This is a genomic window from Methylobacter sp., from assembly GCF_036845245.1.
In the GTDB taxonomy this organism is placed as follows: Bacteria; Pseudomonadota; Gammaproteobacteria; order Methylococcales; family Methylomonadaceae; genus Methylobacter_A.
The window spans coordinates 61,048-82,895 of the sequence record NZ_DAIUEH010000023.1 but is presented as its reverse complement, the minus strand read 5'-3'; the positions used below and the strand labels follow the sequence as shown (position 1 = coordinate 82,895).

Genomic DNA, 21,848 nt, shown 5'->3' with positions numbered 1-21,848 from the left:
CAGAATATCGCCACCTAATCAAAATTGCTTGTACACCAGATTTGACTATATCTCACTTCAATCTTCCGGATGCAAGCATCATATTTTTTTGAACCGACGCCCTCTTTCAACGCCTCGGCAATTTCATACCCTAAGTGAACCAAGCCTACTCTGGGTTTTTTGGTCACGACACTGAACTTAATAGACTCTTCAATCAAGCTGCCTAATTTCCAGGCTTTACTTAAGGAAACACCTAACTCTGTCAATTTAAAGCCCAGCACTTGCTTCTCCGCTTCTTCGCGAGTGCAGTTCCCTTTATTTATTAAAGCTTGAATACGTTCTCCCTGCCCACCGCAAAAGCACCAGAAAGAAATACTGCCAATATGGTTAAGTAACGTGGCAATAAAAACTTCTTCCGGTGACGAATCGTTTGCCGCCATTGCTATGGACTTTACATGTACCGCAGCATGAATAGCCTGAGCTATTTCTTCATTGACCTGCTGCTTATTGGTCGACGATAGAATGCATTCCAAAAAAGAACAAACCAGCGTCAATTCACGAATAACTTCGGAACCAATCATGATAATGGCCCGCGACACAGTAACCATTTTTTGACGAGACGGATTGTAATGAGGAGTGTTACTAATTTTTAATAATTTAACCGTCAGGTTCGGATCCTGCAAAATAACAGATGCCAATTCCATGGCGCCTTTTCTATCATCACTTAAAATGTCATGAATACTTAACGCAGTATTGGAAAATATCGGCATTTCTTCATTGCACAATACATGTGTCCATTCATTAAGAGAATGGGGTTCCTCTATAATTTTTGGAGGGACAATTTCCATGTCCATTTCGATTAAACTAAGACTTAAAGGGTCGTTATTCGATGTCATTTGTTTTTTATAAAAAATACCTAACTTTAAGCCTTGTCAAAGCAATCGACATTGACTCGTGCTGACAAAACGATTTTGTTGATTCCGGTCATTAATACTTCATAACAAGATTTCATGGCTCTACAATCATTATTGCTTTAAATAATTGTTTAAGAAGTCTTTCCAGGTAACAATGCCCAAAATGATCTTGTCGTCACCGACAACAGGCAGACAGGATATATCCGCATCCAGCATTTTTCGTACGGCAATATTGCAATCAGTTGTTGGTGTCACGGTATCAATCTGACGCGACATGATCTGGTGGGCGCGTTTTTTTAAGGTTTCCATATCACGCAAAGTTTCAGCAGCCGTATGAATATAAGGACTTAAGGCTTTCAATAAATCACGGTCTGAAATAACACCGGCAAAAGTGTTGTCAGATTCATTTTCAACCAATAGATGATGGAAATAGACATGATCAAAAATATCCTTGATCTCCAGTAGCTCTGTATCCATGTTAACCGTAACCGGATTAACGGTCATAATATCAGCAACAATCATAATCTGAATCCCCTGCGTCCAATTGAACATTTTACAATAACATATCAGCAAATGTAGCTGTTTTTACGACACTTTAACGATAGCTTAACTCAATTATATACAGATCTCTATTCATACCATTTTTATGCAGCACTTTTTAAAACACTGCTTTTCGAGGCAATAAGCAATGGACGTAACTGACCAACTTATCCTCAGGCATTATGAAAACAATATCCTATGCCTATCATCGCCACTCAATAATACTAAAGCATACACAGGTGTTGCTCAGTCCACCTTGACATTATCTAAAAACACTTGGAACTGTTACCACCAAGGCTTCAAGGTTCTTTTTATTCAAAATATGGACATTGAACGACTCAATAAATTTAGTCATTTTTAATGCGTCTACAACATAACACATGGGTTTTCTATGTTTTTATAAAGTTTTTAGGTTAAAATAGTAGGCTTTCGAAGCTGGACGAGTGAGCAGCGATGGTGACTCAAATAAATGCACCTCACTCGGCTTTGAGCTAACAGCATGTACCCAACGCATTTCATCAACTCCGATGGCTACCGCCACCGCGGTCTTAGGTTGTGTGACTGCGGTTATTGATATGTAGCCCACCGCCCCGGTACGAGTACTCAGCGAATATTTAAACAATAAACGTTTACTGAGAGCGGTCACCAAAAAAGTTTTTTATGCCCAACTTTAGAGTAAAAACATGACAGATTTAGCGCATTACAGAAATATTGGCATCTTCGCTCACGTCGATGCCGGTAAAACAACGACTACCGAGCGGATTTTAAAACTTACCGGTAAAATCCATAAAATCGGTGAAGTGCATGATGGCGCGGCAACCACAGACTTCATGGAACAAGAGCAGGAACGTGGCATCACCATTCAATCTGCTGCGACTACTTGTTTCTGGAAAGACTACCGTTTCAATATTATCGACACCCCAGGGCACGTTGACTTTACTATTGAAGTTTATCGTTCACTGAAAGTTCTTGACGGCGGTATCGGCGTTTTCTGCGGTTCAGGCGGCGTAGAACCCCAATCAGAAACTAACTGGCGTTATGCCAACGATTCTGAAGTAGCCCGTGTTATCTACATCAACAAACTGGATCGTATCGGCGCTGACTTTTATCGCGTAGTTAAACAAGTTGAAGAAGTGCTCGGCGCAGTGCCACTGGTTATGACCTTGCCTATCGGTACCGAAGACAAATTCTCCGGCGTAGTTGACCTGCTGACACGCAAAGCCTGGATATGGGATGATTCCGGCGACCCAATGAACTATGAAATCAAAGACGTTCCTGCCGACATGTTGGCTGACACCGAGACATGGCGCGAAAAAATGATCGACCAAGTTGCCGATCAGTTTGACGATGTCATGGAAAAATATCTTGAAGGCGAAGAACCCGATATCGACACCATCAAGCGTTGTATCCGCAAAGGTACGATTAACCTGGATTTCTTCCCGACTTTCTGTGGTTCGTCTTTCAAAAACAAAGGCGTGCAGTTGGTGCTTGATGGCGTGGTCGATTACCTGCCATGCCCAACAGAAGTTAAGCCACAGCCTGAAGTTGATCTGGAAGGCAACCCAACCGGTACTTTTGCTATCGTTGATGCCGAAAAGCCGCTACGCGCGTTGGCATTCAAGATTATGGACGACCGTTTTGGCGCATTGACATTCCTGCGTATCTACTCGGGCAAACTGGAGAAAGGCACTTCCGTACTGAATACCTTCACCGGAAAAACCGAGCGTATCGGCCGTATTGTGGAAATGCATGCAGATACCCGTAATGAACTTGATTCCGCTCAAGCGGGCGATATCGTTGCGGTACTAGGCATGAAAAACGTGCAAACCGGTCATACACTGTGCGATCCTAAATTCCCAGCAACATTGGAACCTATGGTCTTCCCTGATCCCGTTATCTCATTAGCGATTTCACCAAAAGACAAAGCGGCTTCCGAAAAAATGGGTATCGCGCTAGGTAAAATGATCCAGGAAGATCCGTCTTTCCACGTTGAGACCGATGAAGACAGCGGCGAAACCATTCTTAAAGGCATGGGCGAGTTGCATCTTGACATTAAAGTCGACATCTTAAGACGTACTCACGGCGTTGATGTTATCGTCGGCAAACCCCAAGTGGCCTACCGCGAAACCATTACCAAATCGGTTGAAGACGAATATACCCACAAGAAGCAATCAGGCGGTTCAGGTCAATACGGCAAGATCAACTACATTATCGAGCCAGGCGAACCCGGCAGCGGTTTTGTCTTTGAATCGGCGGTTACCGGCGGTAACGTGCCACGTGAATACTGGCCTGCGGTTGAAAAAGGCTTTAAGAGCATGCTGGATAAAGGCGTTCTGGCCGGATTCCCTTGCTTGGACTTTAAAGTTATTTTAACCGACGGTGCTTTCCACGCGGTTGACTCTTCTGCGATTGCATTTGAAATTGCTGCGAAAGCGGCTTTCCGTCAATCGATTCCAAAAGCAGGTCCGCAACTGATCGAACCGATCATGAAGGTTGACACTTTCACACCATCCGATCATGTGGGTGATGTTATCGGCGACCTTAACCGTCGTCGCGGCATGATCAAATCTCAGGATGCAGGCGTGACCGGTGTTCGTATTAAATCGGATGTACCATTGAGCGAAATGTTCGGTTATATCGGCGACTTGCGCACGATGACTTCTGGCCGCGGCCAGTTCTCCATGGAATTCTCGCACTATTTACCGTGCCCGAAGAACGTGGCGGAAGAAGTTATCAAAGAAGTTAACGAACGTAATAAAAAGAAATAAGCTAGACTAAAGGTACGCCGGGCAGTTTATCTGCCCGGCTACACACTAATTCCCTCCTGCACTAACCCTTCTTTATTCAGCTGTGACGCACCTAAAATCAGGCACGTTGCGCCCTTGTTTTGCTATGCACTTCTATGCTGAGCGGCAGCTTCCAGACCAATGGATGCGTATTGAATTTTATCCAATTCCAGTTGAACACTACCAATTTGGTTATGAGGAACACCTATTTGAATGGCTTTATTGATATAAGACTGAGCATGCATTGTTTTTTTAGGATTGGGCCTGGATGTTTTAAGATCATGAATAATGATTTTCAGCATATTTAAAGTGATTGCCTGATTATTAGGCATCTTTTTGATAGCGCCTTCAAAGATTGCGAGAGCCTCTTCAGTTTTGCCTTCCCTAAATAAGTTGACACCCTCATTATTAATATCAACTAATTCCTGCGTTATCCTGCTAATCAAATCTTTCGCGTAATTATCGCCGATAACTGCGCCGCACATTTTATCGACTTCAGCGATAAAATGTTTATCATCAATATTAGCTTTAATTAAATTTGCAAGAATTTCATCCGTAATTTCATTAACCCCACTCAAATGACTGATCTTTGCCAATTCCAGACGCAATTCTCTGGATATTTGGTCACCAAATTGCTCGTACAGCTTAAACGCTTTTTCATAAGGTTGCTGCGCCACACCATAGTTTTTGGCTTTTTGAATTTCAATTTCCAATATTGCAGCTCTAAGCCTTGAATCCGGGTCATTGAAAAAACATTTATTCATATCATTCAGCACCTTTAATGCATCACCGGCTGAATTGGATTTTAAGTGAGCCTTAGCCAAACCTGAAAAATCGCTGGATGATCCATACACAGAATGTTTGCCCAAATTAACTGCTGCCTTATAAGCTTTTTTTGCGGTTTCAATATTTTCAGTTTTTTCAGCCAATAAGGCCAGTCGTTGCTGCCTTAGAATAGTTTGCGGTGAAAGATCAATCGCCAGGTTAAGTGTGGCTAACGCCTCCTCATTATTGCCCAAGGCTTCATATGATTTTGCCAACCAGTCATAAGCTTCCAACATCATAGGATACTGGCCGATAAACTGATGAAGAGACTCAACAGCCTTTTCATAATCGCCATCAAAAAAAAGTATGACGATCATCCCCAGTTTGGCCCAGGGAATATCTCTTTCTTGCAATATCTCCTGGTAAATCTTTTTGGCCACCTTAAAATCCCTGATGACAAGAGCCAAATCAGCGCGAATCTTTAATACATGTAAATGTGTTTTCTTATTGCCCTGCTGAAGCAGCTTTTCACAGTTTTGTATCGCCTGATAAATATTGCCTATGTCTATTTCACGTTCAATACTGGCAAGATATTCCTTGCGGACAATACATCTTTCGATCCGTGTTGACAGTTGCTGCCGGTTAAAAGGTTTTATCAGGTAATCATCCGGCTTGCAGTCGAGAGCGCTAAGCACCATGTTCTTGCTTTGCTCAACGGTAATCATTATAAAAACAGCGTTAAACGGCAGTAACTTAAAATGCTTGGCTTCTTCCAGAACCTGCTGACCATTTTTCCCATCGCCAAGATTATAATCACAAAGAACAATATCAAAGTGAGTCCGTCTCATCTCAACTATTCCATTAATACCGGCTCCTGCTTCAACGATGTGTCGGGCGCCTAATGAATACAATATATGTTTAATAGTTTCCCGTATGATCGCTTGATCCTCGATCACCAGAATCTTTTTTGAGTCAAAGTTCATTTTCATAGAAGCCGATCTTAACCTTAAACTAGCTCACAGAAAATTCTATAATTGCTGAGTTTGTCTCAAAAATAACAAGCCAATTATTGATAACGACTCAAAGAAAACAGAAATGCCAACCATGGCACGAATTCACGCAAATTTTTATGCTGTCTCAACCTATATCCTTTTTATAGGAAGTCCCACAACAAAAATATAACGAAGAATAACCGGTGTTTCGTCTGTCAAAAGAGGCAAAACAGCAATGGTCATCGCCAAAAATATTACGCTTCAATCCAGTTTTTTTTGCAGGCGGGAACTTCCAATAGATAACCTCTAGCCATGAAGGCCAAGGCTGTACAAATGACACACTAACACAGGCTTCAACGGTTGCGATGATCATGTCGGCCGTCATCACATTCCGGCAGTATCGAAAAAAAAATGAAAATTCTGTTAAAAAGTTATGTCGTGAAGATTTTTGAAGAATACTTATTTTCTTCCAGATAAAAAAGGTACAAAAACAACCGGTTCCAATTTCTCAACTTCATAGCCGTTTTCCGTACGCGTGACTTTTTGTAACCGTTGGCTGCCGCCTTTGCCGATAGGAATAATCATCACACTGCCAACAGCCATTTGCTGTAATAGCATTTCCGGTATTTCAGGCGGAGCGGCCGCAACCAGAATACCATCATACGGCGCATGATCCAGCCATCCCCAACCGCCATCGCTGTGTAAATAACTGACATTCTTTAGCTTTAAGCCCCATAACCGATCTTTAGCTTTTTTCTGTAACGGCGCAATTCTTTCAACGGAATATACATGATCGACAAGTTGCGCCAGAATGGCCGTCTGGTAGCCGCAGCCGGTGCCTATTTCCAATACTTTTGCCAATCGGCCTGATGTTGCCAACAGCAGTTCCGTCATTTTGGCGACGATATAAGGCTGGGAAATCGTTTGGTTATAGCCAATCGGCAGGGCGGTATCTTCATAAGCCCGACTGGCCAAGGCTTCATCCATAAAGATATGCCTGGGCGTATTGCGCATGATATCCAACACTTTATTGCTTCGGATACCTTGCTCCATTAACCTGTTAATCATGCGCTCACGGGTGCGCGAAGAGGTCATGCCTATTCCTTGCAGGCTTTGAATCATAGATCATGCTCCTTGGGTAACCACGCCTGTAAATCATTAATCCGTTCATACCGGGTCAAATCCACTTGTAACGGAGTGACCGACACGAATCCAGCATTAATCGCATAAAAATCAGTTCCTGGGCCCGCGTCCTGTTCCGCTCCTGGCGGCCCTACCCAGTAAATAATACGGCCTCGAGGATCTGCACTCTTAACGACCGGTTCCGATTTATGCCGTTGGCCCAGTCGGGTTGCCTGATAGCCTTTTAAGTACTCAATCGCGACATCCGGCACATTGACATTAAGAATAGTGTCTTGCGGCAATGGATTATCAATCAATTGTTTTAACAACGTCACCGCAACATGTGCAGCGGTTTCAAAGTGAACTGGGTTAGAGCCGACCAACGAAATGGCGACAGCAGGCAGGCCTAAAAAACGCCCTTCGGTTGCCGCCGCAACAGTGCCTGAGTAAAGCACATCATCACCTAAATTTGAGCCATGATTAATCCCGGCAAAAACCATATCCGGCTCATTTTTCAACAAACCGGTTATTGCCAAATGCACGCAATCGGTAGGCGTACCGTCGACTTTAATGAAACCGTTGTCGGCCACATAAGCGCGTAACGGCATTTCCAGCGTCAATGAATTACTCGCCGCGCTACGGTTTCTATCCGGCGCTACTACCGATATTTCGGCGTGTGCACTCAATGCACCGGCTAATGCATTGAGTCCTTCAGCCAAGTAGCCGTCATCATTACTTAACAAAATATGCATTATCAATCGCCCTGAAGCAGATTAAGCTATAAAATCAACCATATTAGCAACAATACACAACAAAATCAGCTTTCGTGGCAAAAAAAAACCTTACTCCAGAAGACAGCGATTTATTCCGTGTCACTATCGGTAAAGTACGCGCAGTAAAAAGCGATAAAGTGCTATTAACAAAGGATAGTAAACCCAAGCCATTCCCCAAATCGCAAACCGTTAATGTAGAGGAACACTTAAGCGGCATAGTGGAATTTGATGTTGAAAAAGTGAGCCTTGAAGACTCAATGAGCTTTATGATTCCGGGACTACAGCATACTATCTTAAAAAAACTACGCAAAGGACAGTTTGGACTGGATGCAGAAATCGACCTTCATGGATTAAACAGCAATGAGGCAAAACGGCAACTGCTGCATTTTCTGCATGACTGCGTAGAAGACGGCTGCCGCTGCGTACATATCGTCCACGGCAAAGGTTATCGTTCGGCCGATAATCATCCCGTACTAAAAAACAACCTGAACATATGGCTCAGGCAACACAAAAACGTTCAGGCCTTTTGCTCCGCACCGCCTAAAGACGGAGGAACTGGGGCCGTTTTTGTGTTGCTACAGTTATCTGAAAAATATAATGCGTAAGGACGTCCGGCGCTTATCTCTTACCCTCATACAGGAAGGGCGGAAAAAGCATCTAATTCATCAACAGCGGTCGCCGTTCGCCGGATCAGCTCCAGATTGCAGTCCAGGTTCATCATGCCGCCCACAGCGAGCGTAACTATCATTGCCTCGAGAGCATACACAAGATGAGCGCGGTATCGCTGCACTAATCGGCTATTATCAATATCGGCGACCCCATTATCCGCCAGCGCCTGGGCATACTTGACAAGTAATTCCGCTTCATGAAGTCTTCGCATTTCAGCATTGAGTGCAGTTGCCAAAAAATAAGCCACATCACTGACACCTTCGCCGATACGAACAAGTTGCCAGTCAAGAAAGCCGACCATGGACCTGTTTTTGTTCCAGAATAAATTACCGGGATGACAGTCGTAATGGACCAGTGTTTTGGATGCGTCGGAAAGAAAGCGCATTGCTGAGCGACGATGCCGGGCATAGCGAATAGCGGGAGCATGCAGGACAGAAGGTATATGCTCTCCGGCCAAGCGTAAACCGCGTTTCATCAACGGTACGGCCAAAGCCGTACCCAGCGCATCTTCCAAAAGCCGGATAGGCCCTGCCAACCAACGATACCTGGGGTCGAGATTCACGTTATTCCAAAACCGCGCATGGCTACAGGCAAGTTGTTCAACAACCAAAGTAGCTTGCTCCAGCGTCAAAGTATCGCTGACAGCGCTCGGAACGCCGGCGAATTCCGCAACATCGGCAAGCACCAGTGTCGAACCGCGACCAAACCGGCTTTGCGCCGCCAAGCAGAGCGGCTTGCTAAGGGGAACAGCTTCCGCCAGTTCGTTATAAAAGCGCACTTCGGTCTGGAGCAGCCGCGGTAACGTCGTGATCATCCTCGCCCGCCATGACAATGACGGAAGTTTTACAAACCACCGGCTCGGCAGAGTGTCCGGCCCGTTATGTTCGACTGCGATGCAAATCCGCGTAGTCGTGCCGATGTCAACATCAAGAACATCGACCTTGGCAACGGTGGTATTGGCATCATGTTTATCAACAATTTTCTGAGCCCAAGCAACCGTTAAGTCACCAGGTCGGCGAACAAGAATAGTCTGCTTCATTATTATTGTTATGTCTGACTGTTTGGCGTCGTAGCTAATTTGAGTTATAGCTATGAGCTTGCATTATGACTAATAGTGCGGCGGCACTTCCTCAACATTTTCACCGGCGCTTCCTTCAACGGACAGGCTTTTAATGCGCTCGTTCAACATTCTGCATGTAGCTTCCAAACGGTCTATCTGTTGCTGTTGCCGGCCGACTATTTTGTTTAACTCCTGCAGCAAATCTTCCTGATAAGCGGCTTTTATTTCTAATTCGATTATTCGATCATCATTCATAGGTGACTTAAATAACTTTTGAAAATTGCTGTTGTTTTTGTGCCAGATATTTGTCGAATACCATGCAAATGTTTCGGATCAACAAACGGCCTGCGGATAGCACTTTCACCCCTTCCTTTAACAAAACCAGCAAACCATCGGTTTGCATCGGCGCTAATGCTATCAATTCCTTGGCAAAGTAGTCGCCAAAATTAATATCGAATTGCTGTTCAATGGCAGCAAAACTCAAATCGAAATGGCAGATTAATTGGGTAATTACCGCGCGGCGCAGCTTGTCGTCATCATCCAGTTCGACGCCTTTAAATACCGGCAACTGGCCTTGGCTGATCAGCTGGTCATATTCGTCCAGCTCTTTGACATTCTGGATATAGGCATCGCCTACCCGGCCGATGGACGTAATGCCCAAACCCACCAGATCGCAATCCGAATGCGTGGAATAGCCCTGGAAGTTGCGGTACAAATGCCCCTCGCGCTGAGCGACGGCAAGCTCGTCGTCAGGCTTGGCGAAGTGATCCATGCCGATATAGACATAACCGGCTTCGGTCAGCCGTTGCCCTACCATTTGCAAAATAGCCAGTTTGACATCGGGCGTCGGCATATCGACGTCGTTAATCTGGCGCTGGGTTTTAAATCGTGCAGGCATATGGGCGTAGTTAAAGATCGAAAAACGATCCGGCGTTACCTCAAGGATCTTATCCAAGGTAAGGGCAAAGGACTCTACGGTTTGCAGCGGTAAGCCGTAGATCAAATCGATATTGGTTGAGCGGAAACCTTCGGCACGAGCGGCCGCTAAAACGCTGAACGTTTGTTCTTCGCTTTGCAAACGGTTGACGGCTTTTTGTACGGCCGGGTCGAAATCCTGCAAGCCCAAACTGACCCGGTTAAAGCCCAGCTCGCGTAGTTGTTTTATAGTTTGGTCGTTGGTTTCCCGTGGGTCGACCTCGATTGAATATTCGCCCTTGTCGTCATTCCTTAAATGAAAATGCTCGCGAGTTACTGCCATCAGGGTAAGCATCTGCTCGTAACTTAAAAAAGTCGGCGTTCCCCCGCCCCAGTGCAATTGATTGACAACCCGGTTGGAGTCGAACAAATCGCCCTGCATCGCAATTTCTTTACACAGATTTGCTAAGTAAGGTTCCGCATGTTTACGATTTTTGGTGACGATTTTATTGCAAGCGCAATAAAAACAGACGGTATCGCAAAACGGTATATGAAAATACAGCGATAACGGCCCGCCTGCGGCATTGGATTTTTCTATATGTTGGCGGTATTCATGATCGCCGAAGCCTTCGTGCAATTCCAGTGCGGTCGGGTAAGAGGTATAACGTGGACCGGCTTTATCGTAGCGATTGATCAGCCCTAAATCGAATTTTATAGATTGATCCATCATTTTATTGGGCTGTTAATGACTATTTTATGAGCGCTTTTATCGGTCAAGACGACCTGTTCGATAACGCCGATCAAATCGCCGGGCTGTTGCATCGCATCGCCGGATTTGGAAATCCGCGCCAGCAGCTTAACTTGCTCAAAGTTCGATAATTTCATGGTCGGCATCATCGCCATCGCATCGGTCAAACTAACAGTTAACGGCAGTTCGGAAACCTGTTTACGCACGATAGCCAACGGCATTTTGGGGCCGGATAAGGCTTGGGCATAAATAAAAACCGTGTCATTAGGGCTAACTGATTTTTGCAGCTCGGGCGCTAAACTTACCTGAACATCGATATTCGCTGCTTTGGCCGGCTCAGCAGGTTTTGATTCCGCTTGCGCGGCAGCGTCTTCCGGTACCTGCGTTGCAATCTTAGCCAACAGGCCTTGTATTTCCTGCTGAGCATCCGAACCGGCCGGTAATTGCGTTTCAAGTTTTTTCCACAAATCCCTGGCAGCAACGAAGTCGCCTGTTTGCGCTTTTGCCATACCGCCCAACCATAGGCCGGTCACATTATTAGGTTCCATCGCCAGAGCTTTAAACACCAGTTCCGAAGGTTTTCCGTCCAATTGTTCATTGTTGGCAAAAGCCAGCGCATCGGCATACAGCAGCATAATTTCCGGCTGATCGCCTATTAACTTGTAGGCATGTTCGAAGGCGTCGACGGCTTTAGGATACTGCTGTAGATATTTGTAGGACCGGCCTAACATAGTCCAGCCCAATGCATCATTCGGCTCTTTTTGCAGGCGCTCGGCAAGCCCGGCAACCATGTTGTTAATTTGTTCCAATTCTGGTGTTGCCGGATTTGCCGCAGCAGTTTGTTGACTCTGCGTTAATGACGAGTAATTACCGTGTGTCCAGTAAAGCGAACCGGCTGCCAAAGGAATCGCCAACATCAGCATAGGTGCCATCCATCGGCCTTGCGACGCCGATCCTTTAACATGGCTCTCGATATCGAGATCATCGCTCAATGCCAGTTCAAGCTCGGCAAGCTGCTCGTCATAAAGCGCCTGACTTAATGCACCGGCTTGCAGCTGTTCTTTCAACTCAACCAGCCGCTGCCGGGCAATAGCGATATTGCGCTGATCCTGGTCTGCTGCCGCAACCGGATGTTTTCGCCACAACGGCGGCAGCACGATCAGAAAAGCGATCATGACCATTACGCTAGCGATAAGCAAAAATAGCATATTCAAGACTGATCACCTTTTTCCAATAAACTGCGGATTTTTTGCTGTTTCTCAGCACTGATTTCAACAGTCGCAGCAGCCTTTTTTCGCCGCGTAAACAAAATCACCGCGATTAAACCGATGAACAAGAATACTACCGGCCCTATCCATAGCAGGCCGGTTTTAAGCTTAAACGGTGGATTGTATAAAACGAAATCGCCATAGCGATCGGTCATAAATTGAGCGATGTCCTGCTTTGATTTGCCTTGTTGCAGCATTTCATAAACTTGCCTGCGTAAATCTGCGGCCAGTTCTGCGTTGGAATCGGCGATAGTCTGGTTTTGACAAACCAGGCAACGCAGTTCCGAGGTCAGGTTTTCGTAAGCCTCTTGTTGCTCAGGATTCGCAAATTCCCGGTATTCGACACCGGCGCAAACTATGCCGGACAGCACCAACAATAAAACAATAGATAAAGACTTCATTAAATTTCAGCCTGTAACTTGGCGATCAAAGGCAGGAAAGTTTGCTGTACATCTTCAGGCGTAACGGGGCCGGTATGCTTGTACCGGATCACGCCCTGTTTATCGATGACAAATGTTTCCGGTACGCCGTAAACGCCCCAGTCGATGCCGATGCGCCCGTCCTGATCCATAATGCTGACATCGTAGGGATTGCCCAATTGCGCCAGCCAGCCTAAGGCGGCCTCCGGCTCATCCTTGTAATTCAGGCCGACAATAATCGCCGCTTTTTGTTGAGACAATTGATTAAGTATCGGATGTTCCGAACGGCACGATACACACCACGATGCCCAGACATTAAACAACCAGACTTTACCTTTTAAATCGGCCTGGGATAATTTGTCTTCCGGTGCTTGCAGCTTGGGTGCAGAAAATGCCGGAGCCGGTTTGTTGATCAGCGGCGATGGAATATCGCCGGGATGAAGGTTCAAGCCCAGCGCAAGGAACACCGCCAAAACGATGAATAATATTAAAGGAAGGATGTATTTAAGCATTATGTTAATTTTTCAAGTCTAATAACAATTCACTGTCAGGAGCTTTATTCAGCAATAAAACATCATAAAATAGCTTTGTTTCAATTCTGTATCAATCAGTAGAATCTTTAAATCGGATATAAAGGTTCGACCCACTCTCAACAGTTTGTTGTTGTACTTTTATGTAATCAAGCGATCTGACTAACTTACCAAATTTTGCAAAACCATAATTTCTAGGATCAAATGAACTATTCACACGTGGAATATAAGCACCTACTGCGCCTAAATTGGCCCATCCATCGTCTTCAGAGGCTGACTCAATAGCCTCTTTAATCAACTTCTTTAAATTTTTATCTTTCGATGGGTCTACAATTTTGGCCGATTGCTTGTTCTTATCATTTTGGGATGAAGGAGAAATAGCGTTTTGTGAAACAGTGGCGCTTGTTGCTATAGGCGTTGTGTTTTTCTTAATTTCATCAACAGATCCCTCATCATCCATAATGGTTTCGGTAAAAATAAATTTATTGCACGCGGCACGAAAAGCTTCGGGCGTTAACAGTCTACCAATACCAATAACCTCAAGCCCAGCTTCTCTGATACGAGTGGCTAATTTGGTAAAATCGCTGTCACTGGAAACCAGAAAGAAACCATTAAATTTACCGGTATAAAGCAAATCCATTGCATCAATAATTAAAGCAGAATCAGTAGCATTTTTACCCGAGGTATAAGCAAATTGCTGCATAGGTTGAATTGCATGTTTATTAAGCACGCTTTTCCAGCTACCGAGTCGAGTATTTGTCCAATCACCATAACAACGCCGTGAAGTTACATCTCCGTATCTGGCTGCTTCGGTTAATATCGCATCAATCGCTTTAGCTTGTGCGTTATCAGCATCAATCAATAAAGCAAATCTTTTGCTTTCATTAATGTTCATTATCCACCCGTTTGTATCTTGGCAACTCGATACCGTCTATCACAGGCAGAGATTAACCCGCCCGCAGCCATAAACAGCGCACCGAGCCAAATCCAACGGATAAATGATTTGTAATAAATTCTAAGACTCCAGGCACCCTGCTTACCCAGAGGCTCGCCTATCGCAACGAACAAATCCCGAAACAATCCGGCATCAATAGCCGCTTCGGTCATCGGCATTTTTTGCACCCGGTATACCCGTTTTTGCGGTTCCAGTTTTGCGACTTGCTTGCCTTCGTAACTGACTGTCACAAAGGCCTGTTCCGCAACATAGTTAGGTCCTTGGGTTTGTTTTACGCCGTGGAATTCAAAGATATAACCGGACATATCCAGCTTGTCGTCAGGCGCCATACGGACGTCTTTTTCAACGCTGTAAACGGAGGTCAGGGTAATGCCGATCACGAAGACGGCGATGCCAAGATGCGCCACAGTCATGCCGTAAAAACCGGCCGGTACGGTTTGCAGCCGTTGCCATGAAAATCCTTGCGGCCCCATCCGGTCAATAAAAGACATGCCGGTAATCGCAATTGTCCACAACGCCAGCGTTAAGCCCAATACCGCTCCCCAGGAATAAAACGGCATGGCCAACGGAATCAGCAGTCCGCCGGAAACACAGGCCAAAACAATCCAGCGCACCCGTAGTGCAATAACATTGATATTGTCTCTTTTCCAGCGTAACAACATGCCCAAGCTCACGGCAATCGCCAGCGGCGCCATTAGCGGAATAAACACGGCATTAAAATACGGAGGGCCCACTGAAATCTTGCCCAATCCCAATGCATCGATCACCAGCGGATACAAAGTACCCAGCAAGATACTGGAAGCGGTCACCACCAGCAGCACATTGTTCAATAATATTGCCGACTCTTTTGAAACCAGTTCAAAGGTCGCACTGCTTTTAACGTAGGGCGCTCTTATCGCATACAGCAATAACGAGCCGCCGACCACAACAGCCAAAAATACCAGTATGAACAAGCCTCGTGCCGGATCGCTGGCAAATGCATGCACCGAGGTTAATACGCCGGAACGCACCAGGAAGGTACCCAACAAGCTTAACGAAAAAGCAAAAATCGCCAGCAGTACCGTCCAGGTTTTAAATACGCCGCGTTTTTCAGTGGCCGCCAACGAATGAATCAGCGCGGTGCCGACCAACCAGGGCATGAATGAGGCGTTTTCGACAGGGTCCCAAAACCACCAGCCGCCCCAGCCCAGCTCGTAATAGGCCCACCAGCTGCCCAACGCAATACCAACGGTTAAAAACATCCAGGCAATATTGGTCCACGGTCTTGACCAGCGCGCCCAGGCTGCATCCAAACGGCCTTCGAGCAAGGCCGCAATCGCAAAAGCAAAAGCCACCGAAAAGCCGACATAGCCCATATAAAGCATCGGCGGATGGATTGCCAAACCGGGATCTTGCAATAACGGATTTAAATCGTGCCCTTCTAACGGGGCAGGAAACAGGCGCTCAAACGGATTGGAAGTCAGCAATAAAAACAGGATAAAACCGATAGAAACCAGCCCCATTACCCCCAAAACCCGGGCTACGGTAGCATCGGGAATATTGCGGCTGAACAACGCAACCAAGCCCGTCCAGCAGGATAAGATCAGCGCCCAAAGCAATAACGAACCTTCATGCGCGCCCCAGACACCGGAAACCAAATACAAAACCGGTAATGCGGTATTGGAGTTAGTGGCGACATAGGCGACCGAAAAATCATGAGCTAAAAAACAATAGGTCAGGCAACCGTATGAAATCGCCATGAATAACAGTTGCCCAAACGCGGCGGGCCTTGCTACGGCGATCCAGCCGGATATGGATCGGGAAGCGCCGATGATCGGCAACAACCCTAAAATAACGGCCATGCACAAGGCCAGAATCAGCGAAAAATGTCCCAGTTCTGCGATCATTATTTTTGTCCTGTAACTGGAGCAGGCTGGTTTTTCAAACTGCTTTTCACTTCCGGCGGCATATAGTTTTCATCATGCTTGGCCAGCACCTCTTCGGCGATAAAAACGCCCTGTTCATTTAACTTGCCGTGCGCAACGATGCCCTGGCCTTCCCTGAACAAGTCCGGCAGGATGCCTGTATATTCAACCGTCACATCCTTGCTAAAATCGGTCAGTTTAAAACGCACCATCAAGCCGTCATTCGGCCTTTCTACAGAACCTTTAATGACCATGCCGCCCAAGCGAAACAACGCATCTTTAGGCGCTTTACCTTCCACAACATCGGTAGTGGAAAAAAAATACATCAAATTTTCATTAAACGACTTAAGCGCGAAGCCGGTGGCTAGAGCGGCGCCGATGACCATCAGGCCTATAAGCATTAATCGCTGTTTTCTTGCTGGTTTCATGATTTACTGCCGTTTTTGCTTAAGCGCCAAGGAACGTAAAAACTGTCTGCGCTGCACCACTGGAATAATAATATTGGCAAGCAGCACGATGAAGGTCAGGCCGTAAGAGGTCCAGACATAAAAGGCATAGCCGCCCATGGCGAAAAATTCCTGCATACTCATTATTTCGACTCCGAGATCATCGCCTTCACCCACTGCGCATTACGTTCACGTAGCAACAGTTCGGTACGCGCCCGCTGCAACATCGCAATCAGGTAATAAAATTTAAACGCTACCGCCATCAGCAACAGCGGTATCAACATACTGACATGGATGGACGGTTTGTCCATTTTTGTTACCGTCGGCCCTTGATGCAGCGTATTCCACCACTCGACCGAGTAATGGATAATCGGGATATTGACCACGCCAACCAAAGCCAAAATAGCCACGGCCCTGGACGCGGTACGCTTGTCGTCTATCGCGCCGTAAAGTCCGATGACGCCGAGATATAAAAACAGCAATATCAATTCGGACGTCAGCCGCGCATCCCAGACCCACCAGGTACCCCACATCGGCTTGCCCCATAAGGAGCCTGTCACCAGCGCGATAAAGGTAAAACTGGCTCCGACCGGCGCGCTGCTGATAGCTACAACTTCCGCCAATTTAATACGCCAGACCAGGCCTATTGCCCCGGCAACTGCCATAATCACGTAAATAAATAACGACATCCAGGCGCTGGGTACATGGATATAAATAATGCGATAGCTATCGCCTTGCTGATAATCGGCAGGTGCGAGATACAAACCACCGTACAGACCCGCGGCTGTCAGCAACAGGAAAATAGCCACCAGCCACGGCATTAAACGCTCGGTAAACGCGTAAAAATGCGGCGGAGACGCCATACGCTGGAAAAATCGGACTACAGGATCAGGGATTAAAAACATAGTAAGTCAGGTAAAAGGTTCAAGACAAAAGGTTCAAGACCAACACTGGACAGAATTGTTATCCATCCAGCGTAAACGCGATAGTTAACCTTCTTTTCTTGGCGGCGGCGGCGGCGGTGTTGGCCGTACAGACATGGAAGGCGGCGGTGGATTTTCATTTTTTTGAGCTCTTGATCTATTACCAGCTGGTGGCAACGGCGGTGGCGGATTAGATTGTCTCGCTGTCATCATTGTTCTCCCATGTTTGTTTTAAAAATTCAACCCACTTAACGTCATTGACATTAACCAGAATATTTTTTACACCGATAATACGTTTTTCCTCACCATCTTCAACTAACCATGATGGGTCGGCAATCAAAAAGTGTCCTTTCGTCGGTTCAGGTGGCCATTCAATAGGCCACCCGTAAAGCCGACGTTCATCGTTAAAATGCAACACTATATAGGTTGGCTCTAGAAATGCTTTAAACCATTCTGAAGAGAAAGACCCTTGATAGGTAATATTTTTGCCCCTTAACTTTGTGTCTCTCAACAGCTTATGAAGCATGTCATTATTGGCGAAATAAGAAAATATCAACCCCAAAAGCAAAGCAATTATTATTGACCAAATTAAACTGGACGATTCAGTCCAATTTGCAATCGACCAATAACGGCCAACAAATTTTAAAATAAATTCAACAATGTTAAGCGTGGCCTGGGTAAATAAGGTAAAAATCATTGCCTGAACAACCCGTTCGAACTGAGGGGGTTTCGGATACGAGGTTAAACCATAAAAAACCCAAGCAGAAACAAAGCCGGGAAGCAAATATTGCAGAATCGATACAAAATCTTTGGCGAAATTTTCCATTTCAACTCTTCATGATCATTGCGCGTTTATTTAAATCTTGCAGTATGAAGGAATCCAACTGCGTTCAATCATATACTCAGGCAATTCATTAAAATCAAAAGCGATGCCGTCTTTAATCATCTGCTCAACATCAAACAAGAGCCCGACTTCGGGAATATCATTAAAGAACATCGTATAAAAAGGCCTAACCAGCCATTTTGAAACTTTCATACCTATCGGGCCGACAAAATTTCTTCGTTGTCCGACATGCGCCACTTCGTCAATGGTAATTTCGTCGAGCAATTCTTTTAAACGGTCGCGTACTTCCGGTTCATCAGCCAACACATCGTCCAACAGCCGATGTAAGTGACAATAGAAAGTCACCCCCATCAATTCGGTAACGAAGGCCGGTGTGTCCATTAAAAAACCGGGTAATTTGGGAAACTGCTCGTAGATTTTTTCTTTGATCGGCCCCAGAGGCACCCATTCCACTTTATCCAAGCCGCAAGTACGGAGCATTTCATCAAACAGGCGCACATGGCAAAACTCTTCAGCTAAGTGCACCCGGCTGATTTTATCTTCTACGGTATGCGAATTAGCCATATCCGGCACCGCATCCCACGCGCCTTTAATACCCACCCATTCATGCCGGGCAAACTTGTAGATGCCGGTCAGCATCAGCGTCATACGATCCAATGACTTAGGATCATCTTGCATGTCGACGTAATTACGGTAAAAAGCGTCAGGATCAGCCAGCGGCCGGCGCAGTTTAACCGGGTTATCCTGAAAGTGTTTCAGCCGGTCGCGTTTCTTAGCTAAGTTCTTCTCGTCTTCCAGTAATTCTCCGCCATGCTGTTGGGTAAATTCCCAATAATTGTCAAAATTTTCTTTTCTTTGTTGCTGAGTAGCTGGTGCAAAAACGGACAAAAACTTAGCCGATGACATAATCATTTATTCCACGTCGATAATATGATTGATTATTCTACGAGATATTATCAATTAATACTCATTTTTAATGCAGCGGCTACCGGCAAAGGCGCCAGTACTAAAGCCATCAGTAAAATGGCAATCAAAATATTGATTTGAGCATCGACAGGCAAGCCGCCGCCAGCCATCTGTACCGCATTACCGGCGAAAATCAACACAGGAACATACAACGGTAAAACCAGCAGCGACAAAATCATGCCGCCCCGCCGCAGCCCCACGGTTAGCGCAACGCCAATCGCTCCTATCAAGCTTAATACCGGCGTTCCCAGCAGCAAGGTCAGCAACAAGATTCCCAATGCATGATTGGGCATGCCTAAAAAAACCGCCAGTAGCGGCGCGACAATCAACAACGGCAAACCGGTGACCAGCCAATGGGCGACAATTTTACCTAACACCAATACCGAGGTCGGGTGCGGACTTAACAGCATTTGTTCCAGCGAACCGTCGTCAAAATCCGAACGAAACAGGCTGTCCAGAGACAGCATCGCCGCCAATAATGCGGACACCCAGATAATGCCCGGCGCAATGGCCTGCAATAGATGCGGCTGCGCGCCAATACCCAACGGAAACAAGGTTATGACCAGGATAAAGAACAGCAACGGATTGGCTATCTCCGAACGACGCCGCAAAGCCAAAACCAGATCGCGCCGGATAACGGCAAAAAATGCACGGGATAAAGACATCAGGATAAATTAATACGTTGGACATCGACATCAGGCAAATCGATATCATGATGCGAAGTGAGAACAATCATGCCGCCGTTGGCGCAATGTTCGGCCATTAAAGTTTCGATTAAAGCAATGCCGTGTTTATCTAAGGAAGTAAAAGGCTCATCCAGAATCCACAACACATTTTCGGTAATCAGCAACCTGGCCAAAGACAATCGTCTCTTCTGGCCCGCCGATAAAGTCTGTACCAGGACATCGTCATAACCCGGCAAATGAACCTTCGCTAAAGCCTCATGAATGGAATACTGTCCGCAACTGCTTAAGGCCAAGGACATTTTCAAGTTCTCCAAGACCGTCAGTTCCTTTTTAATTCCATCCAAATGGCCGACATAAGCCATTTGCGCATAGAACGGACTGTCATTTATCTCGTCGCCGCACCAGTGAATCACGCCTGCATCCGGCTCCCGGAATCCGCATAAAATGCGCAATAGCGAGGTCTTGCCGCTACCGTTCTTGCCTTCCAGCAGTAAAACCTGTCCTGAAACCAAGTCAAAAGTCAGTTGTTCGAACAGCACCCGGTCATCGCGGATACAGCTTAAACTCCGGCCTTCAAGAGAATGCGTCGATTTTGCTTGCATCAAATCAACCTGCCGGCAATCGCTGGCGCACGGTTTCATAAAGCAGCACACCGGTTGCAACCGACAGATTAAGACTTTCTACCTGGCCCAGCATCGGCAACTTGACCAGCACATCGCATTGTTCCTTGGTCAACCGTCTTAAGCCCTTGCCCTCAGCGCCGACGACCAAAGCCAGAGGCACGGTAAAATCGGTTTGATAAGCCGTCTGCGTTGCTTCGCCCGCCGCCCCCATGACCCAGATACCTTGCTCTTTGAGCCAGCGTAACGTTCTGGATAAATTGGTCACTTGATAAACCGGCACCGTTTCAGCAGCCCCGCTGGCAACTTTACAGACTGTCGGCGTAATTCCGGTCGCATTATCCTTGGTGATAATCACGCCATGTACGCCGGTCGCATCTGCGGTTCTAAGGCAGGCGCCGAAATTGTGTGGGTCCTGAACATTATCCAGCACCAGGAATAAAGGCGTTCCCGATAGCGTTAAGACCGCATCCTTTAGATGGCTTTCCGATAATTCGCCGGGCATCTCAACTTCAATAACGATACCTTGATGATTATTGCCTTCCGCAAAACGATCGAGCTTTTTCCGGTCGATTTTTTCCGGTTCTATGCCCAAATCCAGTAAATTATCGACCAGTTGAGTCAAGCGTTTATCTTGCCGTTGGCCGTCAATCCAGGCTTTATTGATTTTTTTAGGCGAATAATCCAAAGCCGACTGAACCGAATGTATGCCGTATATTTTGCTTAAATTCATTGATTATGAAATGTAAGAAGCTCTGTTTTGAATAGAGAGCTTTTGTTAAGTATTAATGACGCATAAACAACATTACATGCTATTGCCCGTAACGATATACCGTCCAACTCCGCCATAAATGCGCAGCCGGTAATGATAGCCTTAAGGCTATCCATATCAAAGGCTTTGAGTTTATTTTTTATTCTGTTGGTATTGCCGGGAGCTTGTTAGCTCGCTCATCCGGGCCAACGAGCAGCAATCCTGAGGCATTCCCGCGACTTATTGCATAATTAAAAATATATTGGCTTGAGC

General features: G+C 46.0%; 23 protein-coding genes. 2 read left to right on the top strand and 21 right to left on the bottom strand.

Features of this window, described 5'->3' with window-relative positions; all coding sequences use genetic code 11:
* Positions 1–14: 14 nt before the first annotated feature.
* Complete coding sequence (locus tag V7051_RS11835; RefSeq protein WP_333875168.1) at positions 15–827, bottom strand: HDOD domain-containing protein; 813 nt, start codon at positions 825–827, stop codon at positions 15–17.
* 177 nt (positions 828–1,004) lie between these two features.
* Positions 1,005–1,415, bottom strand: coding sequence for a CBS domain-containing protein (locus tag V7051_RS11830; RefSeq protein ID WP_333875167.1), 411 nt, complete (start codon positions 1,413–1,415; stop codon positions 1,005–1,007).
* A 701-nt stretch (positions 1,416–2,116) separates the two neighbouring features.
* On the opposite strand from V7051_RS11830, the gene fusA reads away from it, so the two are divergent.
* Positions 2,117–4,201 carry an elongation factor G gene (gene fusA, locus V7051_RS11825; RefSeq protein WP_333875166.1) on the top strand — a complete coding sequence of 695 codons (2,085 nt, stop codon included), beginning with the start codon at positions 2,117–2,119 and terminating at the stop codon, positions 4,199–4,201.
* Positions 4,202–4,323: 122 nt separating this feature from the next.
* Here fusA and V7051_RS11820 read toward each other — a convergent pair whose 3' ends face one another.
* The 3 genes from V7051_RS11820 to surE form a co-directional block, all read right to left on the bottom strand.
* Positions 4,324–5,973 carry a response regulator gene (locus V7051_RS11820; protein WP_333875165.1) on the bottom strand — a complete coding sequence of 550 codons (1,650 nt, stop codon included), beginning with the start codon at positions 5,971–5,973 and terminating at the stop codon, positions 4,324–4,326.
* Positions 5,974–6,435: 462 nt separating this feature from the next.
* Complete coding sequence (locus tag V7051_RS11815; RefSeq protein WP_333875164.1) at positions 6,436–7,098, bottom strand: protein-L-isoaspartate(D-aspartate) O-methyltransferase; 663 nt, start codon at positions 7,096–7,098, stop codon at positions 6,436–6,438.
* Positions 7,095–7,850 (bottom strand): 5'/3'-nucleotidase SurE, encoded by a 756-nt coding sequence (surE, locus tag V7051_RS11810; protein WP_333875163.1) that lies wholly within the window; start codon positions 7,848–7,850, stop codon positions 7,095–7,097. Before surE ends, V7051_RS11815 begins: the two co-directional genes overlap by 4 nt.
* A gap of 74 nt (positions 7,851–7,924) precedes the next feature.
* Here surE and V7051_RS11805 point away from each other — a divergent pair, with 74 nt between their 5' ends.
* Complete coding sequence (locus V7051_RS11805; RefSeq protein ID WP_333875162.1) at positions 7,925–8,476, top strand: Smr/MutS family protein; 552 nt, start codon at positions 7,925–7,927, stop codon at positions 8,474–8,476.
* A 26-nt stretch (positions 8,477–8,502) separates the two neighbouring features.
* Here the strand turns inward: V7051_RS11805 and V7051_RS11800 are convergent, their stop codons facing one another.
* The 16 genes from V7051_RS11800 to rlmB all read right to left on the bottom strand — a co-directional run bounded on the left by V7051_RS11800 (position 8,503) and on the right by rlmB (position 21,557).
* Positions 8,503–9,579 (bottom strand): aminoglycoside phosphotransferase family protein, encoded by a 1,077-nt coding sequence (locus tag V7051_RS11800; protein ID WP_333875161.1) that lies wholly within the window; start codon positions 9,577–9,579, stop codon positions 8,503–8,505.
* Positions 9,580–9,648: 69 nt separating this feature from the next.
* On the bottom strand, positions 9,649–9,855 hold the full coding sequence (locus tag V7051_RS11795) for a SlyX family protein (protein WP_333875160.1): 207 nt from the start codon (positions 9,853–9,855) through the stop codon (positions 9,649–9,651).
* Between the two features lie 7 nt (positions 9,856–9,862).
* Entirely contained in the window at positions 9,863–11,242 is a 1,380-nt protein-coding gene (hemN, locus tag V7051_RS11790; protein WP_333875172.1) for an oxygen-independent coproporphyrinogen III oxidase, read from the bottom strand.
* Positions 11,242–12,477, bottom strand: coding sequence for a c-type cytochrome biogenesis protein CcmI (ccmI, locus tag V7051_RS11785; RefSeq protein WP_442919653.1), 1,236 nt, complete (start codon positions 12,475–12,477; stop codon positions 11,242–11,244). The genes hemN and ccmI overlap by 1 nt, the downstream gene beginning before the upstream one ends.
* Positions 12,474–12,932 carry a cytochrome c-type biogenesis protein gene (locus tag V7051_RS11780; RefSeq protein ID WP_333875159.1) on the bottom strand — a complete coding sequence of 153 codons (459 nt, stop codon included), beginning with the start codon at positions 12,930–12,932 and terminating at the stop codon, positions 12,474–12,476. Before V7051_RS11780 ends, ccmI begins: the two co-directional genes overlap by 4 nt.
* Positions 12,932–13,462: a DsbE family thiol:disulfide interchange protein gene (locus tag V7051_RS11775; RefSeq protein ID WP_333875158.1), complete on the bottom strand. Its 531-nt coding sequence runs from the start codon at positions 13,460–13,462 to the stop codon at positions 12,932–12,934. Before V7051_RS11775 ends, V7051_RS11780 begins: the two co-directional genes overlap by 1 nt.
* A gap of 91 nt (positions 13,463–13,553) precedes the next feature.
* Entirely contained in the window at positions 13,554–14,375 is an 822-nt protein-coding gene (locus V7051_RS11770) for an NYN domain-containing protein (RefSeq protein WP_333875157.1), read from the bottom strand.
* The gene (locus V7051_RS11765; RefSeq protein WP_333875156.1) at positions 14,375–16,321 is read right to left on the bottom strand and encodes a heme lyase CcmF/NrfE family subunit; all 1,947 of its coding nucleotides are present in this window, start codon (positions 16,319–16,321) and stop codon (positions 14,375–14,377) included. The genes V7051_RS11770 and V7051_RS11765 overlap by 1 nt, the downstream gene beginning before the upstream one ends.
* On the bottom strand, positions 16,321–16,767 hold the full coding sequence (ccmE, locus tag V7051_RS11760) for a cytochrome c maturation protein CcmE (protein ID WP_333875155.1): 447 nt from the start codon (positions 16,765–16,767) through the stop codon (positions 16,321–16,323). Before ccmE ends, V7051_RS11765 begins: the two co-directional genes overlap by 1 nt.
* A gap of 3 nt (positions 16,768–16,770) precedes the next feature.
* Positions 16,771–16,929, bottom strand: coding sequence for a heme exporter protein CcmD (gene ccmD, locus V7051_RS11755; protein WP_333875154.1), 159 nt, complete (start codon positions 16,927–16,929; stop codon positions 16,771–16,773).
* The gene (locus tag V7051_RS11750; RefSeq protein ID WP_333875153.1) at positions 16,929–17,690 is read right to left on the bottom strand and encodes a heme ABC transporter permease; all 762 of its coding nucleotides are present in this window, start codon (positions 17,688–17,690) and stop codon (positions 16,929–16,931) included. Before V7051_RS11750 ends, ccmD begins: the two co-directional genes overlap by 1 nt.
* A 208-nt stretch (positions 17,691–17,898) precedes the next feature.
* The gene (locus V7051_RS11745; protein ID WP_333875152.1) at positions 17,899–18,534 is read right to left on the bottom strand and encodes a DUF6338 family protein; all 636 of its coding nucleotides are present in this window, start codon (positions 18,532–18,534) and stop codon (positions 17,899–17,901) included.
* A gap of 30 nt (positions 18,535–18,564) precedes the next feature.
* Positions 18,565–19,458, bottom strand: a complete 894-nt coding sequence (locus V7051_RS11740; protein ID WP_333875170.1) for a hypothetical protein — start codon at positions 19,456–19,458, stop codon at positions 18,565–18,567.
* A gap of 50 nt (positions 19,459–19,508) precedes the next feature.
* Positions 19,509–20,183, bottom strand: a complete 675-nt coding sequence (ccmB, locus tag V7051_RS11735) for a heme exporter protein CcmB (RefSeq protein WP_333875151.1) — start codon at positions 20,181–20,183, stop codon at positions 19,509–19,511.
* Complete coding sequence (ccmA, locus tag V7051_RS11730) at positions 20,183–20,806, bottom strand: cytochrome c biogenesis heme-transporting ATPase CcmA (protein WP_333875150.1); 624 nt, start codon at positions 20,804–20,806, stop codon at positions 20,183–20,185. The genes ccmB and ccmA overlap by 1 nt, the downstream gene beginning before the upstream one ends.
* A 4-nt stretch (positions 20,807–20,810) precedes the next feature.
* The gene (gene rlmB / locus V7051_RS11725; protein WP_333875149.1) at positions 20,811–21,557 is read right to left on the bottom strand and encodes a 23S rRNA (guanosine(2251)-2'-O)-methyltransferase RlmB; all 747 of its coding nucleotides are present in this window, start codon (positions 21,555–21,557) and stop codon (positions 20,811–20,813) included.
* Positions 21,558–21,848: the final 291 nt, after the last annotated feature.

What these genes read in the sequence shown, in the direction of transcription:
- surE (WP_333875163.1), bottom strand. Translation starts at nt 7,850, where the DNA reads ATGCATATTTTGTTAAGTAATGATGACGGCTACTTGGCTGAAGGACTC.
- rlmB (WP_333875149.1), bottom strand. Translation starts at nt 21,557, where the DNA reads ATGAATTTAAGCAAAATATACGGCATACATTCGGTTCAGTCGGCTTTG.
- V7051_RS11820 (WP_333875165.1), bottom strand. Translation starts at nt 5,973, where the DNA reads ATGAAAATGAACTTTGACTCAAAAAAGATTCTGGTGATCGAGGATCAA.
- V7051_RS11830 (WP_333875167.1), bottom strand. Translation starts at nt 1,415, where the DNA reads ATGATTGTTGCTGATATTATGACCGTTAATCCGGTTACGGTTAACATG.
- V7051_RS11770 (WP_333875157.1), bottom strand. Translation starts at nt 14,375, where the DNA reads ATGAACATTAATGAAAGCAAAAGATTTGCTTTATTGATTGATGCTGAT.
- V7051_RS11765 (WP_333875156.1), bottom strand. Translation starts at nt 16,321, where the DNA reads ATGATCGCAGAACTGGGACATTTTTCGCTGATTCTGGCCTTGTGCATG.
- V7051_RS11800 (WP_333875161.1), bottom strand. Translation starts at nt 9,579, where the DNA reads ATGAAGCAGACTATTCTTGTTCGCCGACCTGGTGACTTAACGGTTGCT.
- ccmD (WP_333875154.1), bottom strand. Translation starts at nt 16,929, where the DNA reads ATGAGTATGCAGGAATTTTTCGCCATGGGCGGCTATGCCTTTTATGTC.
- V7051_RS11835 (WP_333875168.1), bottom strand. Translation starts at nt 827, where the DNA reads ATGGAAATTGTCCCTCCAAAAATTATAGAGGAACCCCATTCTCTTAAT.
- ccmA (WP_333875150.1), bottom strand. Translation starts at nt 20,806, where the DNA reads ATGCAAGCAAAATCGACGCATTCTCTTGAAGGCCGGAGTTTAAGCTGT.
- ccmB (WP_333875151.1), bottom strand. Translation starts at nt 20,183, where the DNA reads ATGTCTTTATCCCGTGCATTTTTTGCCGTTATCCGGCGCGATCTGGTT.
- V7051_RS11815 (WP_333875164.1), bottom strand. Translation starts at nt 7,098, where the DNA reads ATGATTCAAAGCCTGCAAGGAATAGGCATGACCTCTTCGCGCACCCGT.
- V7051_RS11795 (WP_333875160.1), bottom strand. Translation starts at nt 9,855, where the DNA reads ATGAATGATGATCGAATAATCGAATTAGAAATAAAAGCCGCTTATCAG.
- V7051_RS11740 (WP_333875170.1), bottom strand. Translation starts at nt 19,458, where the DNA reads ATGTCATCGGCTAAGTTTTTGTCCGTTTTTGCACCAGCTACTCAGCAA.
- V7051_RS11780 (WP_333875159.1), bottom strand. Translation starts at nt 12,932, where the DNA reads ATGAAGTCTTTATCTATTGTTTTATTGTTGGTGCTGTCCGGCATAGTT.
- V7051_RS11745 (WP_333875152.1), bottom strand. Translation starts at nt 18,534, where the DNA reads ATGGAAAATTTCGCCAAAGATTTTGTATCGATTCTGCAATATTTGCTT.
- V7051_RS11775 (WP_333875158.1), bottom strand. Translation starts at nt 13,462, where the DNA reads ATGCTTAAATACATCCTTCCTTTAATATTATTCATCGTTTTGGCGGTG.
- V7051_RS11750 (WP_333875153.1), bottom strand. Translation starts at nt 17,690, where the DNA reads ATGTTTTTAATCCCTGATCCTGTAGTCCGATTTTTCCAGCGTATGGCG.
- ccmE (WP_333875155.1), bottom strand. Translation starts at nt 16,767, where the DNA reads ATGAAACCAGCAAGAAAACAGCGATTAATGCTTATAGGCCTGATGGTC.
- fusA (WP_333875166.1), top strand. Translation starts at nt 2,117, where the DNA reads ATGACAGATTTAGCGCATTACAGAAATATTGGCATCTTCGCTCACGTC.
- hemN (WP_333875172.1), bottom strand. Translation starts at nt 11,242, where the DNA reads ATGGATCAATCTATAAAATTCGATTTAGGGCTGATCAATCGCTACGAT.